A 14,293-nucleotide genomic window follows, 5' to 3' on the forward strand; every position below is an offset into this window, starting at 1 on the left:
GAATGAAGGTATGTTTATTAAAAAGGAACATACTTTTTTTGTTCTATTCGGTGCAGGGAAATGGTATGATAATATCTTATAAAAAAGCACTTTGTGATCCAATTAGAAAATAGGTGAAAAGAGTGAACCAGGAACTGCTATACGAACTTTTACAACTAACAGATGAAGAGAAAGAAATTCTCGAGCAGCAAACAAATGTAAGTAAAGATCTCTATACAAGTAAGACGAATTTTATTATTGAGAGTGAAAAATTCTTAAGTAAAGATAAAATGATCATGGTTCGCAAGCATACAAGATTTGTGGATTTCCCTTTACATAAACATGATTACATTGAGGTCAATTATGTTTATAATGGGGAATTGCAGCAAACAGTTGGGGGAAGACAAATTACGTTTAAAAAAGGAGAACTGCTGCTCTTAAACCAACATATTGAACATGAAATTAAAGCCTGTGAGACAGAAGATATTATCATTAATTTCATTATTCGTCCTGCTTTTTTTGACTTTATATTTTCCTATTTAAGTTCTGAGAATATTGTCAGTGATTTTTTATTGAGCAGTCTTTACAATAATACACAAAACGGGCAATTTCTTTATTTTAAGGTTTCAGAAGTAGAAGAGATACAGAACTTAATAGGAAAAATGATTCACGAAATTATGTATCCAACCTCTTTTTCAGAGTCTGCGATTAAACTTTATATGGGTCTGTTAATGATAGAGCTCATAAAGAATTCTGATAAGGTAGAGAGAAAAGAAGAAGCGTCCATTACTCATTATTTGGTGGTGGAATCACTTAAATATATTGAGGAACACTATAAGGAAGCCTCTTTATATGAATTGTCAGAGCAATTGAAACAATCGCATTATGGTCTAAGTAAAACCATTAAAAAGGCAACGTCTCGAACATTTAAAGATCTTCTCCAAGAAAGAAGGCTGGACAAGGCGAAAGAATTATTAGAAGGAAGCGATTTACCGATTGCATTGATTGTTGAACAGGTAGGCTATGATAATATCAGTTATTTTTATCGAATTTTTAAAGAGAAATATGGAAGAACTCCTAAAGAATTCAGAATGAATAAATGATATAATAAAATAATATTTTTTCATTATAAGGAGCTACATCATCATGAATTTTTCTGCAAAACAAGTTGTCTTTATTAGTTTTATGTTGTTTTCTATGTTTTTTGGAGCTGGTAATTTAATATTCCCTCCATTTCTTGGTCAATCAGCAGGTGACCAGTTATGGGTTGCTCTTGCTGGTTTTATTGTATCTGCCGTTGGACTGCCGATATTAGGAGTTATTGCGGTGGCTAAGGCAGGTAGTTTAAATGACCTGAATCTCAGAGTTCACCCTATCTTTGCACTTGTTTTTCCATTTTTAATTTACATTGCCATTGGTCCAGGACTAGCGATTCCTCGTGCAGGGAGCCTTGCATTTGAAATGGGTGCGGCGCCTTTCTTGCCGGAGAATTTTGTGGGAAGTCCGGTCTCTTTATTCATCTATACGATCGTTTTTTTTGGACTAGCCGCATGGTTAAGTTTGTATCCATCAAAACTGATTAGTCTTTTTGGAAAGTTACTTACTCCAATTCTTTTAGCACTAATCGCAATTATCTTTGTAAAGAGCTTAATGGATCCTATTGGTTCATTTGATTCACCTATAGGGAATTATCGTGACAATCCTATGTTCCAAGGAATATTGGAAGGGTATTTAACCATGGATGCCTTGGCAGCACTGGCATTTGGAATTGTCATTGCTAACACGCTGACAGCACAAGGTGTTCGTGATTCAAAAATGAAATCACGCTATATGATGTACGCAGGTGTGGGTGCCGGTTTGTTATTAGCAGTGATTTATCTAATTTTAGGCTATTTAGGGGCGGCAAGTTCTTCATTAGGACAAGCAGAGAATGGGGCCATTATTTTGTCTAACATCATGACGGACTTGTTTGGCCAAAGTGGAACACTCATACTAGGTATTGTCTTTACATTGGCATGTTTCTGTGTTTCCATTGGGTTAATTACCTCATGCAGCCAATTCTTCTCCACAGCTATACCAAAAGTCGCTTATAAGGTATGGGTTGTTATCTTGGCTGTTCTTAGTACTGCGATTGCCAATTTAGGATTAACACAAATTCTGCAGATTTCAGTACCTATACTTGGAATGATTTACCCGATTGCCATTGTTCTAATCTTCTTGGGACTCTTTGATGATTTGATTAAAAGGAATTCATATATTTATATCACTGTGGTCGGCTTTGTGGCTTTATTCAGTATATTAGATACAATAAATAAAACCTTTCTAAATAATATATGGGGCGAGGGATTTGAAATTCTTCCTTTCTATATCGAGGGGATCGGCTGGCTAACCCCTGCAGTTGTTGGCTTAATCGTTGGTTTTCTTTTAGGAAAGTTAAGAGGTCCTTCACCTGTAACAAGAACAAATCTATAGTATTGTTTGAAAACGAGAAACCAATAAATATAAGGTTTCTCGTTTTTTTGTTTTAAAAAAAATGTTATAAAGGGGTTCATGAAGCCCAAAACAGAGCTTGAAAAGAAAAAACGGTCATCATGATGGGAGCATGAATCCCACAAATAAAAAGCACATAAAAATTTGTTTTCATTACTAACCATATTCCAATAACAGTGAAGTTTCCGCGGATTTAAAAACTATTACATCAAATAGAACGAACAAAAAAGTAAAGCATAGACTATTGTATCAAACTGTAAGGGTGTCAAACCATGAAAAGGATGAGACAAGTACAACCAATGATTGGGCAGGCGTGGACTGGGAGACATGTAGTCTTACTTCATTGTTCAACGAATAATCAACTTATTCATTTATATAAAAGCTACCACGCACCAATTGAGCCTCCACGCGAAAACTGTGCTGAAACATTATCACAATTATTAAGTATCGGCTATCGTATTCATGCTATTACAGCTATTTCACACAATCAAATTCAATACTTTTTGGTCCTTGAATAAAGTTCATTTTTTCAACCAGATAAACAGCCGCTTTGCTCCTAATAAAGGCGGCTGTTTTCAATTGACCCAAATTAGTAAAACTATCTGATTATTACTTGGGTGAAAAGGATAGTCTTTTTTATCCATTCACATAAATTCTAAACTTATTTATTATTATTTATATTACATACCGAGTTCGACTGATTATGTATTTTTCAATATCCAAGAGCTTACTTGAGGGGAAGGTGGAAAATAGTGAACACAGATCAAGCTTATGAATTGTTAACAGATGCAGGTGTAAATGAAGAAATCAGTATTCAAACAGTTAGACGATGGCTGCGTGAAAGAAAAATAAAATACGTGGGCACAGTTTCTCAGAATTCTGGATACATACTTGATGATACAGACCAAGCCTTGAACATGTTAAAGGATGCAGGTGTTTCTGAACGTAGTGGAATCCAAATTGTTCGACGATGGCTTAGGGAAGGTAAGATTCAAAACGTGGGGAATGGGAGGATTGAATATTTTCCAAATGAAACTCTCTCAAAGGTGTATTTAAATAACGATACTGATCAGGAAAAGACCTTAGCTCAATTAAAAGTAAAACTTAATACACAGGATGGGCTTATAAAAGGGATGGAAAAACTACATAAGTCATCTATTGATACTTTAATTCAACAAAGAGAAAATTTAAATAAAGAAATCATCAAACTAGAGCATGAAAATAGTGACCTGCAAAAGGAAACTAGAAAGCTACTAAAAGAGAATATTGAATTACGAAATCAATTGTTAAAATTAAAGGAAGAACTTTCTAAAGGAAACAATAGAGAGCCTGATAATGTTCAGGAAACAATACCTTATAAAATGAATGATATCCGTCGAAAGTTAGGACTCTCAAAAACGGCCAGTCATAAAGACGTTTCTTCAGGGTATAAAAAATTATTAAAAGTAACGCATCCAGATCAAGGCGGAAACGCAGCAGCTTTTCATTATATTAAAACAGATTATGATTATTTTAGAAATTGTATCAAAGAATAATTGATTCATCTGACTAAATACACTTTTAACCTTTCTAGTGCCTAACAATAAAGTTAGGCACCTTTTTATTCCTTATGGGTCAACATTAATAAATCCAAGTTTTCAATGGTAATACCAACAGATATACGGAGTTCCTTTAATTGATTAATATCCATGATTTCAATGGTCCTATTAGGGAGGTCGATGATTTTTTGAGTCTTCCACTTATTAAGAATTTTATTAACTGTAATTCTTGAGGTACCTATGTAACGGGCAAATGATGTTTGATCAATGGAGCAGCTGCCATTTTCATTAATTAGTTTTAATAGATAATGCGCCATTTGTTGTTCAACGGGGGAGTTTAGAAAAGCTATTATCTCTGCAAGTATTCTAAATTTATAAATAAGTGAATTGGTAAAAATACATGCTGCTTCAGGATGATTTTCACAAACTTTTTCTAACGCTTCATCAGAAAACTGATAGACAACCGATGAACATGTAGTTAAAGCAGAGGTTAGATAGGCTTCCTTTCTTGAACCGTGTTCTCCGAATAACATTCCTTCTGGAACATAATTAACTGTGCGTTCCACACCCTCTTTTGAAAGGAGGGTGATTTTAATACCTCCTTCAGATAAGAAGAAAAAACCTTTTCCTTCACATCCCTGACGGTAAACAACTGAATTTTCCGCTAGCACAAGTTTATTCCCATAACTTAAATATGGACTCCAAGCGTTTCGAAGTTTATTCATGTATTCACCCTGCCTTGAATCTTTTTTAATTCATCGGAATTTTTTATGAGGATTTTTTTTCCGTGAACCTCTATGAACTCATTTTCCTTCCATTGTTTTAGAATCTTATAAATGGTAATTCTTGTTAAACCTGTGCATTTTGTTAGTTCTTGCTGTGATAGAGGAACTTCATAATTCTTAAATTCATAACAGATATTCAAAAGAATCACGGACAACTGCTGTTCTGGAGTAAGTGTGTCCAAGTAAATTTTATCGGCTAAAATATGCATTTTATGGATGACGGTTCTTATTACCATGTGTAGAATTGAAGGTTGATATGTTAGTAGATTTTGAAAATGATCACAATCGAAATAGTAGAGTACTGTGTCATTTACAGCTGTTGCTGTAGTAAAATGCGGCTTACGGTCCATAGCTTGAATACCTAATAATTGCCCTGGAATTGCGATGTTTAGCATGCGCTCTTTTCCGTTTGTCGTTTTTGTTGTCACTTTCACTAATCCCTTTTGGATATAATAAAATCCTTCTCCCATTGTCCCTTGTTGGTAAATACATTTTTTTTCCTTGAAAAATTGTCTGGTCCCAAATTGCAAACATGTTTCCCAATTAATATCACTGTCAAAAAGGATTGCCACCCTATCAACTCCTAAGTGAAATTTAAGTGTTTAGGTTTAATAACATGCTGATGTGTATTATTTGTTAACGCTTACATTTACTTCAGATTAATAGATATGTATTGTTAAATTCACATAACAAAGGCAAGAAAAAAAGTTTATTAATGTTAACTACTTAACAATAGTGTAAAAGATTAAAAATATAAAATCAATATAGGTAAATTATTTTCTAAATAATCAGCCAATTCATGGAACTTCCACTTAATTTGAAATGAAGGAAGGCAATCATGAAATTATTGAAAAAAGGGGGGAACTTCAGAAATTCATCCAAGAATAAACACCAATGCCTATTGGAACAAATTCTAAAAAGGAGATGGTTGGATGAACAGAGAAGTACAATCATTGATTACGGAAGATTTAACGAAACAGAATATTGGATTAAATACTACTAAATTATCAATGAAAAGTATGCCAAAAGCAACGTTTGTGGTTGTTATACTTTGCTGGTTTGCAATGCTGGCAGACGGATATGATTTAGGAATCTATGGTGCTGTATTACCATCCTTAATGGAATATAAAGATTGGAGTATGACTCCAGCCCAAGCAGGTGCAATAGGAAGTTATGCACTAATGGGTATGCTGATCGGTGCCATCTGTGTTGGAACAGTTACGGATATGATTGGCCGTAAATTGACCTTAATTTTTTGCGTTTCCATATTTTCGATTTCAATGTGTCTGGTCGCACTTTCAACTTCTCCGGAAATGTTTGGAATCTTTCGCTTTATTGGCGGTCTTGGACTTGGTGGAGTAATTCCTACAGCATCTGCATTAACAATCGAGTATTCTCCTGTCCAGCATCGATCAAAAATGTACGCTATTATGTATACTGGCTATCCAATCGGAGGAGTCCTTGGCGCTTTATTTTCCATGTTTCTTTTAGAGGATTATGGATGGAGATTAATGTTTTGGATTGGTGTCATTCCACTATTAGTTATTCCTTTTATTATTAAATTTCTTCCCGAGTCAATTAGCTTTCTAATTGCTAAGAAAAAGTTTGATAAGGCTGAAAGAATAGCAAAAAAATATCAACTTCCTAATGATTTTATCCAAAGCAGTATAGATGTTGAGACCAAAGGAAAATCGAATAAATTCGCCGCAATTGCGAGTCTATTCTCACGGACAAATATTCGGGCAACCATGTTTTTTTGGGTTACTTTCTTTCTAGGTCTTCTTATGATTTATGGATTAAGTACATGGTTGCCAAAAATGATGCGTGAGGCAGGATATCCGCTTGGACCTAGTTTAGGATTTTTACTGATGTTAAATCTATCTGCGGCGATTGGTGCTTTAGTAGCAGGAACAGCAGCAGACCGGTGGGGCTCTAGAAAAATTATTAGCCTTTCTTATTTCTTAGCGGGAATTTCAATCGCACTATTAAGTATAAAATCTTCGATGTTCGTTGTGTATGGATTAGTGGGTATTGCTGGTTTTGGGACGATCGGAACTACACTTATTCTAAATGCCTACATTTCCAAATATTTTGAAGCAGCCAATCGAGCAACTGCCCTTGGATGGGCACTTGGGTTTGGACGAATAGGAGCAATTTCAGGTCCAATTCTGATAGGGTTCTTCATGAGCTCGAATTTTGACTTCGCCATTAATTTTTATCTTTTTGCAGTTGCAGGAGTCTTAGCTTCCATTACAATCTTGTTTATTCCTAAAAAAGGAAATATATAAAAAGTAAAAGCCGCACTCTTCTAATCAATAAAAGAGTCGGCTTTTATTCTTCAAAAGATAGAATCGTTTAACTTTTTTGAAAAAAGTGTTAACCAGACTACAATGACTTAAAAATCTCAGTTTTATAATGACAATATGAAACATAAGGAGGTTGTATATGGGAATTCGTACAGGAGCACAGTATATTGAGGCATTAAAATTACGTAATCCAGAAGTTTGGTTATCGGGGAAAAGAGTAACAAATATCTTTGACGAACCGGTTTTCAAGCAGCCAATTCTTGAAATGGCGAAGCTGTATGATTTGCAGCATGACCCAGAGTATCAAGGAGAGATTACTCATATTTGTGAAGAAACTGGTGAAAGAATTTCAAATGCATTTATCGTACCCAAAAGCTATCAAGATCTAGAGGCTCGAAGAAAGACGTTTGAAGTTTTTGCTAAAGCAACTTTTGGATTAATGGGAAGAACTCCTGATTTTCTAAATGTAGTGGTAACTTCTATGGCAAGTAATTCCAAGTTCTTGGACAAATACAATCCTGAATGGGGAAAAAACATTCGTGCCTATTATAAGCATGTTCGCGACAAAGACCTATTTTTAACACACGCTATTATTAATCCACAAAATGACCGCAGTAAATCATCACATGAACAACAGGATATGTTTACTCATTTAGGTGCTGTTAAAGAAACCCCAGATGGCTTGGTTGTAAGAGGGGCTAAAATGCTGGCAACCCTTGCACCCATTACCGATGAAGTAATTGTTTATTCTTTCCCAGGATTTAAACCCGGAGATGAACGCTACGCTTTAGCTTTTGCATTGCCGCTTGATACGCCAGGGCTCCGAATTTTATGCCGTGAAGCGATGCAGGATGGAAAACGTTCCGTATATGACCACCCATTAGCTTCAAGATTCGAAGAAATGGACGCGGTCTTAGTATTTAATGATGTTTTAGTTCCGTGGGATCGTGTTTTCCTTTATAACAATGTCGAGGCAGCTAATCTACTATATCCAAAAACAGGAATTGGGATCCAGCCCGCACATCAATCAGGAGTAAGAGGTTTAATAAAGCTGCAATTTGCTACAGAAGTAGCCTGTAAATTAGCAGACTCCATTGGTGTTGATTGTTATCTAAATGTTCAAAACGATTTAGGTGAATTAGTCCAATCCGTGGAGTCCATACGCGCTTTGCTTAGAATTGCAGAGTATGAATATGAAGTCACACCTACTGGTGAGGTGATGCCTGCCTATGCACCTCTTGAAACCATTCGAGGATTGCTGCCGAAAATGTATCCACGTGCCATTGAAGTAATGCAAATTATCGGTGCGGGAGGGCTATTAATGTCACCTACTGATGCAGATTTTGAAAATCCAGATTTACGAGAAGATTTAGAACGATATTACGTGGGAAGAGAAGGAGTAACTGCAGAAGATCGGGTTCATCTCTTTAAGCTGGCATGGGATCTATGCGGCGAGGCATTTGGGCAAAGAATCCTTCAATACGAACGTTATTACACAGGAGATCCAATCCGCAAGAGAGCTATTTTCTATAACAACCATAAAAAAAATCATTCATTTAAGCTGGTTGAAGAAGCAATGGAGATTTTTGAAGGTAAAAAAGAAGTTCCAAGTTTTTAAAACTATTCCACTATCTTGAGGAGGTGTGATTGATGCAAACGATAAAAGATAGTATTTTGACACTTAAAGGTTCTGTTATTGCTATTGGTGCGTTTGATGGGGTACACAAAGGACACCAAGCTGTCATTAGACAGGCTGTGGAAAAAAGCCTTTTTCATCAGGTTCCAAGCGTTGTTTATACGTTTGACCCGCCTCCTCGACATCTTTTTAAAGGTGCCCAAATCTTGACACCCATTCAAGAAAAGGTAACAAGGATTTATAAATTGGGTGTAGATTATGTGATTGTTGCTAGTTTTGATGAATGGTATGCAACGCGTCCTCCTGAGGATTTTATCAGTGAATTATCCAAGCTTAGCCCGGTAGAAGTGTCTATTGGTACGGATTTCCGTTTTGGAAAAGGTAGAAAAGGTGATATTGACCTATTAAAAAAGTACTTTCAGATCAATGTGACATTGCCTGTATATTGCAATGAGGGAGAACTTATTTCATCCACAAGAATTCGTCAGTTAATTTCCGAGGGAGATTATCAACAGTCATACGCTTTATTGGGGTGGTAATAAAACTATGGGTACTTAATAGAAACAAAAGGGGTTAGACACTATGAAACTATTAGGAATTTCAGGCACGATTATTGGAGCCAAGACGAGTATTGTTGTCCTAAAGGTCCTTGAAGAAGTAAAGAAACACCATCCAAATGTGGAAATTGAATTGTTGGATTTAAGAGAATTTGATGTCCAGTTTTGTGATGGCCGAAACCCTGGTGCTTACACAGGAGATACAAAAAAAGTTCTTGATATCATTCAATCTGCTGATTTTTATATTATCGGAACACCAATATTTCAAGGCTCATTATCAGGGCCACTTAAGAATGTATTTGATCTAATCAATCCCAAGGATTTTCGTAATAAAGTAATGGGATTTGTCGCTACAGGCGGTACTTACCAGCACTATCTGGTTGTTGAAAACCAATTGAAACCAATTGCAGGATTTTTCCGGGCATTCGTAGCGCCAGGCTATGTGTACGTTAATAACGATCATTTCAATAAAGATAATGAAATCATCGATCAGGAAGTATTAAATAGAATTTCAGACTTAGCAAAAGAAGTAGTATTTATGCAAGAAGCATTAAAATCAACAGAGGAAAAAGTAGAAAGTGTCATTTAACCAGACCTTATTTTTTATTTAAATATAAGTGGGGTCAATAAAATTCGAGAGGGGATAAATAGTCATGACAAATTCATTAAAACCAATAAACCTATGGGGATTTATCGAAGAACATAAGGAACAATTAAAGCCGCCGGTTAATAATAAAGTCATTTGGAAGGATTCGGAGCTAATGTTTATGATCCTTGGCGGGCCTAACAAACGACGTGATTTTCACGTTGATCCATCGGAAGAAATTTTTTATCAATTAAAAGGTGATTGTTTTGTTGAAATTATCAATGCAGAGGGTAAAAGAGAAGTCATTACAGTGAAGGAAGGAGAGGTATTCCATTTACCTCCAAATGTACCTCACTCTCCGCATCGTGTCGCCGATACAATCGGAATTGTAATTGAGCGTGATAGAGCAGACGGTGAATTAGAGGATTTTGTTTGGTTCTGTGAGCAATGTGATTCTGAAATGCACCGTGTTACTGTCCAATTGTCAAATATTGAAGTACAGGTAAAAGAGGCAATTAATGGATTTAACAGTAATGTAGAGCTTCGTACTTGTAAGAATTGTAGACATGTCATGGCAGAAGAAGCGAGTGAATGGAAATGCGAGTAGATTTTCACACGCATATCATTCCTGAAAAATTTCCGGACTTTGCTGCAAAATACCAAAATGATAGATGGCCAATTCTCCAGCCAACTTGCTCATGCGGCGCCAACATTATGGTTGCAGGAAAAGTGTTTCGTGAAGTGACTGACCAGGTTTGGAGTCCAGAGAAGCGGATTCTTGATATGGAAAAAGAAAATGTAGATGTACAGGTTCTCTCGCCAATTCCAGTAACGTTTTCTTACTGGGCACCGATAGAAGAAGCTGAAATCATGGCAAGATTTCAAAATGATTTTATCGCGGAGACGGTGGCTCAACATCCAACAAAGTTTATTGGACTTGGGACAGTTCCTCTGCAAAATGTGGAATCTGCCCTTCGTGAAGTAGACCGTTGTGTTCATAAGCTTGGGTTAAAGGGAATTGAAATCGGCACGAACATTAATGGGAAAAATTTAGATGATGAATCCTTAACAGATTTCTTTGCGATGTGTGAGAAGTGGAATGTTCCTATATTCGTGCATCCATGGGAAACATTGGGCAGAGACCGGTTGACCAAACATAACCTAATGTACACAGTGGGGATGCCAAGTGAGACGGCTTTAGCTGCTGCAAGTTTAATTCTAGGCGGTGTCATTGAAAAGTTTCCGGGATTAAAAATTTGTATTTCCCATGGCGGCGGCTCACTGCCATATATTCTTCCCCGCCTCGATCATGGGTGGAATGTATGGCCGCATCTACAGTTGACGGAGCAGCCTCCAAGTTTTTATGCCAAGAAATTTTTCTATGATTCTATCGTAAATAATCCCGTGAATATTAAATTCCTAGTTGAAAAATTCGGAGCAGACCAAGTTATCATGGGATCTGATTACCCATTCCTGCTTAGGGAGACACCTCCTGGAAAGATTATTGATGATACTTTATCCCTTACAGCAGACGAAAGAAGAGCAATGTTAGGTGAAAATGCACTAAGATTCTTAAATATACCGGTTAGTCAACCAATTTAGTAGGAAAAGAGATGAGTAGATGATAGAAATAGTCATGACACCAGAAGAAAAATTACAGCAGATGGGCTTGGAGCTTCCGGCTCTACGCCCTGCATCTGGAAATTATGTAAGCTGTGTTCGGACAGGGAATCTTCTATTTACCTCAGGTCAGGGGACAAATGAATTCCGTGGGAAATTGGGTGAAGATGTATCAATCGAAGTAGGATATCAGGCTGCTAGACAGTGCATGCTCAATCTTTTAGCCGTTATTAAACATGAACTCGGCGACCTTAGCAAAGTGAAAAGAGTGATCAAGATCCTTGGTTTTGTCAACAGTACTCCTGATTTTACTGACCAGCCAAAAGTAATGAATGGCTCCTCAGACTTGTTGGTTGAGATATTTGGAGAAAAAGGCAGACACGGCAGGTCAGCTGTTGGGATGGCACAGCTCCCACACAATAATGCGGTAGAGGTTGAGATGATTATAGAAGTTGAGGAGGGTGCTCAAAATGAGTAAGTTGCTTGAAAAACAGCTTAAGATTGACGATGCAAAACTATTTATTAATGGAGAATATGTAAATGCTAGTTCAGGGGAAACCTTTGACACTATTAATCCGGCAACAAATCAAAAGTTAGCTTCAGTCGCAAGTGCCAGTGTGCATGACGTTGAAAATGCGATTCAAGTTGCACAAACGACTTATGAATCTGGTATTTGGAGCAAAATGCCAGTTGAAGAGAGAGCTAAGATTCTTTGTCGAATGTCTGACCTTGTTATGGCTCGTGTTGATGAGCTTGCACTGCTGGAAACATTAGATGTGGGAAAGCCGATAAAGGAAAGTAGAGATTTTGATATACCAAGAGCGGCTTCAAATTTACGATTCTTTGCTGAAATGGCAAAGTATATTCATCATGAGCATTATCCTCAATCCAAGCATATGAGCTATACGCAGTATGCTCCAGCTGGAGTAACAAGTTTAATCATTCCTTGGAATCTGCCATTCATGCAAATGACTTGGAAAGTTTCTGCAGCATTAGCTGCAGGCAATACGGTCATTGTGAAACCAGCATCTTATACTCCGTTAAGTGCTGTCATGTTGGGTGAAATTGCCAATGAAGCTGGCCTTCCGCCAGGAGTCTTGAATATTCTTACTGGACCAGGCTCAACGGTGGGGACAGCAATGACCACCCACCCATTTGTACGCAGGATCTCTTTTGTCGGTGAAAGTACAACCGGTAAAACAGTCATGAGAAATGCAGCCTCACAGTTAATCCCAGTTTCACTGGAATTAGGCGGAAAATCAGCGAATATTGTGTTCGATGATGCTGACTTGGATGAAGCAGTCCAAGGTTCGATTGAAGCGATTTTTAGAAATCAAGGTGAAATCTGTCTTGCAGGTTCAAGGCTGTTGGTACAGGAAACCGTTTACGAACGATTCCTTGATAAATTGGTAACAACTGTTAAGAAAATAAAAGTTGGAGACCCACTGGATGCAAATACGGATATGGGTGCCCTTATTTCCACTAATCATTTAGAAACTGTTGACAAATATGTTCAGATTGGCTTAGAGGAGGGTGCAAAGCTTGCTACAGGCGGAAAGCGCGTAGAAGGTTTAACAGAAGGTAATTTTTACGAGCCAACCGTACTCTATGATGTCGATAATAAAATGAGAGTAGCGCAGGAAGAAATTTTCGGGCCGGTGTTAGTGGTTATTCCTTTTAAAACAGAAGAGGAAGCGATTCAAATTGCGAATGATTCGATTTACGGGTTGGCTGGTGTTGTATGGTCAAATGATTTGAGGCGTGCCCATCGTGTAGCAGATCGGATTAATTCTGGCTTATTCTGGATTAATTGTTGGTACTATCGAGACTTACGAACGCCTTTTGGCGGGTCGAAGGCTAGTGGTATTGGCAGGGAAGGCGGACGTCATAGTTTCGAATTCTACACGGAGGCTAAAACGATTACCATGAAATTGTAAGAGATTAGGGAAAGAGTGGCTGCATGGCCACTTTTTCCTATAATGATAAAAAGGCAGGTGGATATAATGAGTAGTTTCTTAGATTCGATTACAGCTGAATTAATTAGGGCAGAGAATAGTCAAATGCCAGTAATGCCTCTGTCTGAGGGGGTTTCTACCCTTAATATTCGTGATGCATACCTTATACAGCTTAAAGTAATTGAAAGAAAGATAAAAGAAGGACATAAGATTATTGGGAAGAAAGTGGGTCTAACAAGCACTGCCATGCAGCAGATGCTCGGAGTTGATGAACCTGATTACGGCCACCTATTAGATACTATGAGGATTTCTGATGGTGAAAAGGTCAAGATCAGTGAATTCATCAGTCCAAAAGTCGAGGCAGAAATTGGTTTTATTTTAGATAAGGACTTAGTAGGACCAAATGTGAATTATATAGACGTGTTAATGGCTGTAAAATATGTAGTGCCGACCATTGAGATCATTGATAGCCGTATAGCTGATTGGAAAATTAGATTAGAAGATACAGTGGCGGATAATGGATCATCTGCAAGAGTAGTTGTTGGGAATAAATTGAGTACAATAGAAGGCTTTAATTTACGAACCCAGGGAATGGTCCTTTATAAAAATGATGAAATAGTTGCCACAGGAGCTGGAACAGCGGCGTTAGGACACCCTGCAAAAGCAGTTGCCTGGTTGGCGAATAAATTACATGAATTTGGCATCCATTTAAAAGCCGGTGAGTTGATTCTTCCAGGAGCACTTTCTGGTGCAGTTCCTGTAAAAGAGGGAGATAAGATTTCAGCACATTTCGGCTTATTGGGAACTGTTTCTGTAACATTCGAGTAAACAAAAAGGAGGC

General features: G+C 37.3%; 15 protein-coding genes. 13 read left to right on the top strand and 2 right to left on the bottom strand.

All coding sequences use genetic code 11. The annotated features are described in order from the left end of the window. Positions 1-122 precede the first annotated feature (122 nt). From QNH29_RS11855 to QNH29_RS11870, 4 genes are all read left to right on the top strand, one after another. Positions 123-1,082 (top strand): AraC family transcriptional regulator, encoded by a 960-nt coding sequence (locus tag QNH29_RS11855; protein WP_283864963.1) that lies wholly within the window; start codon positions 123-125, stop codon positions 1,080-1,082. 43 nt (positions 1,083-1,125) lie between these two features. After that, positions 1,126-2,451 carry a branched-chain amino acid transport system II carrier protein gene (brnQ, locus tag QNH29_RS11860; protein WP_283864964.1) on the top strand — a complete coding sequence of 442 codons (1,326 nt, stop codon included), beginning with the start codon at positions 1,126-1,128 and terminating at the stop codon, positions 2,449-2,451. A gap of 290 nt (positions 2,452-2,741) precedes the next feature. Continuing rightward, entirely contained in the window at positions 2,742-2,987 is a 246-nt protein-coding gene (locus QNH29_RS11865; RefSeq protein ID WP_283864965.1) for a hypothetical protein, read from the top strand. A 234-nt stretch (positions 2,988-3,221) separates the two neighbouring features. Next, entirely contained in the window at positions 3,222-4,004 is a 783-nt protein-coding gene (locus QNH29_RS11870) for a hypothetical protein (RefSeq protein WP_283864966.1), read from the top strand. A gap of 65 nt (positions 4,005-4,069) precedes the next feature. Here QNH29_RS11870 and QNH29_RS11875 read toward each other — a convergent pair whose 3' ends face one another. Both QNH29_RS11875 and QNH29_RS11880 read right to left on the bottom strand, forming a co-directional pair. After that, positions 4,070-4,732 (bottom strand): Crp/Fnr family transcriptional regulator, encoded by a 663-nt coding sequence (locus tag QNH29_RS11875; protein ID WP_283864967.1) that lies wholly within the window; start codon positions 4,730-4,732, stop codon positions 4,070-4,072. Next, entirely contained in the window at positions 4,729-5,364 is a 636-nt protein-coding gene (locus tag QNH29_RS11880) for a Crp/Fnr family transcriptional regulator (RefSeq protein WP_283864968.1), read from the bottom strand. The genes QNH29_RS11875 and QNH29_RS11880 overlap by 4 nt, the downstream gene beginning before the upstream one ends. Before the next feature lie 438 nt (positions 5,365-5,802). On the opposite strand from QNH29_RS11880, the gene QNH29_RS11885 reads away from it, so the two are divergent. The 9 genes from QNH29_RS11885 (at position 5,803) to QNH29_RS11925 (ending at position 14,280) form a co-directional block, all read left to right on the top strand. Next, positions 5,803-7,080 (top strand): MFS transporter, encoded by a 1,278-nt coding sequence (locus QNH29_RS11885; RefSeq protein ID WP_283865616.1) that lies wholly within the window; start codon positions 5,803-5,805, stop codon positions 7,078-7,080. Between the two features lie 157 nt (positions 7,081-7,237). Beyond that, on the top strand, positions 7,238-8,716 hold the full coding sequence (locus tag QNH29_RS11890) for a 4-hydroxyphenylacetate 3-hydroxylase family protein (protein ID WP_283864969.1): 1,479 nt from the start codon (positions 7,238-7,240) through the stop codon (positions 8,714-8,716). 32 nt (positions 8,717-8,748) lie between these two features. After that, complete coding sequence (locus QNH29_RS11895) at positions 8,749-9,273, top strand: FAD synthetase family protein (protein WP_283864971.1); 525 nt, start codon at positions 8,749-8,751, stop codon at positions 9,271-9,273. 43 nt (positions 9,274-9,316) lie between these two features. After that, positions 9,317-9,880, top strand: a complete 564-nt coding sequence (locus tag QNH29_RS11900) for an NADPH-dependent FMN reductase (protein WP_283864972.1) — start codon at positions 9,317-9,319, stop codon at positions 9,878-9,880. Positions 9,881-9,944: 64 nt separating this feature from the next. Next, on the top strand, positions 9,945-10,484 hold the full coding sequence (locus tag QNH29_RS11905) for a 3-hydroxyanthranilate 3,4-dioxygenase (protein ID WP_283864973.1): 540 nt from the start codon (positions 9,945-9,947) through the stop codon (positions 10,482-10,484). Next, positions 10,469-11,479, top strand: coding sequence for an amidohydrolase family protein (locus tag QNH29_RS11910; RefSeq protein WP_283864974.1), 1,011 nt, complete (start codon positions 10,469-10,471; stop codon positions 11,477-11,479). The genes QNH29_RS11905 and QNH29_RS11910 overlap by 16 nt, the downstream gene beginning before the upstream one ends. A 19-nt stretch (positions 11,480-11,498) precedes the next feature. Beyond that, positions 11,499-11,975 carry a RidA family protein gene (locus QNH29_RS11915; RefSeq protein ID WP_481858795.1) on the top strand — a complete coding sequence of 159 codons (477 nt, stop codon included), beginning with the start codon at positions 11,499-11,501 and terminating at the stop codon, positions 11,973-11,975. Further along, the gene (locus QNH29_RS11920; RefSeq protein WP_283864975.1) at positions 11,968-13,434 is read left to right on the top strand and encodes an aldehyde dehydrogenase; all 1,467 of its coding nucleotides are present in this window, start codon (positions 11,968-11,970) and stop codon (positions 13,432-13,434) included. Before QNH29_RS11915 ends, QNH29_RS11920 begins: the two co-directional genes overlap by 8 nt. Before the next feature lie 66 nt (positions 13,435-13,500). Further along, complete coding sequence (locus tag QNH29_RS11925; protein WP_283864976.1) at positions 13,501-14,280, top strand: 2-keto-4-pentenoate hydratase; 780 nt, start codon at positions 13,501-13,503, stop codon at positions 14,278-14,280. Positions 14,281-14,293 lie beyond the last annotated feature (13 nt).

Source organism: Neobacillus sp. DY30, assembly GCF_030123065.1.
Classification (GTDB): Bacteria; Bacillota; Bacilli; order Bacillales; family Cytobacillaceae; genus Neobacillus.

Excerpts from the sequence above, each read along its gene's own strand:
- brnQ (WP_283864964.1), top strand. The coding sequence starts at position 1,126 with ATGAATTTTTCTGCAAAACAAGTTGTCTTTATTAGTTTTATGTTGTTT.
- QNH29_RS11865 (WP_283864965.1), top strand. The coding sequence starts at position 2,742 with ATGAAAAGGATGAGACAAGTACAACCAATGATTGGGCAGGCGTGGACT.
- QNH29_RS11875 (WP_283864967.1), bottom strand. The coding sequence starts at position 4,732 with ATGAATAAACTTCGAAACGCTTGGAGTCCATATTTAAGTTATGGGAAT.
- QNH29_RS11885 (WP_283865616.1), top strand. The coding sequence starts at position 5,803 with ATGAAAAGTATGCCAAAAGCAACGTTTGTGGTTGTTATACTTTGCTGG.
- QNH29_RS11890 (WP_283864969.1), top strand. The coding sequence starts at position 7,238 with ATGGGAATTCGTACAGGAGCACAGTATATTGAGGCATTAAAATTACGT.
- QNH29_RS11895 (WP_283864971.1), top strand. The coding sequence starts at position 8,749 with ATGCAAACGATAAAAGATAGTATTTTGACACTTAAAGGTTCTGTTATT.
- QNH29_RS11900 (WP_283864972.1), top strand. The coding sequence starts at position 9,317 with ATGAAACTATTAGGAATTTCAGGCACGATTATTGGAGCCAAGACGAGT.
- QNH29_RS11905 (WP_283864973.1), top strand. The coding sequence starts at position 9,945 with ATGACAAATTCATTAAAACCAATAAACCTATGGGGATTTATCGAAGAA.
- QNH29_RS11910 (WP_283864974.1), top strand. The coding sequence starts at position 10,469 with ATGGAAATGCGAGTAGATTTTCACACGCATATCATTCCTGAAAAATTT.
- QNH29_RS11915 (WP_481858795.1), top strand. The coding sequence starts at position 11,499 with ATGATAGAAATAGTCATGACACCAGAAGAAAAATTACAGCAGATGGGC.
- QNH29_RS11920 (WP_283864975.1), top strand. The coding sequence starts at position 11,968 with ATGAGTAAGTTGCTTGAAAAACAGCTTAAGATTGACGATGCAAAACTA.
- QNH29_RS11925 (WP_283864976.1), top strand. The coding sequence starts at position 13,501 with ATGAGTAGTTTCTTAGATTCGATTACAGCTGAATTAATTAGGGCAGAG.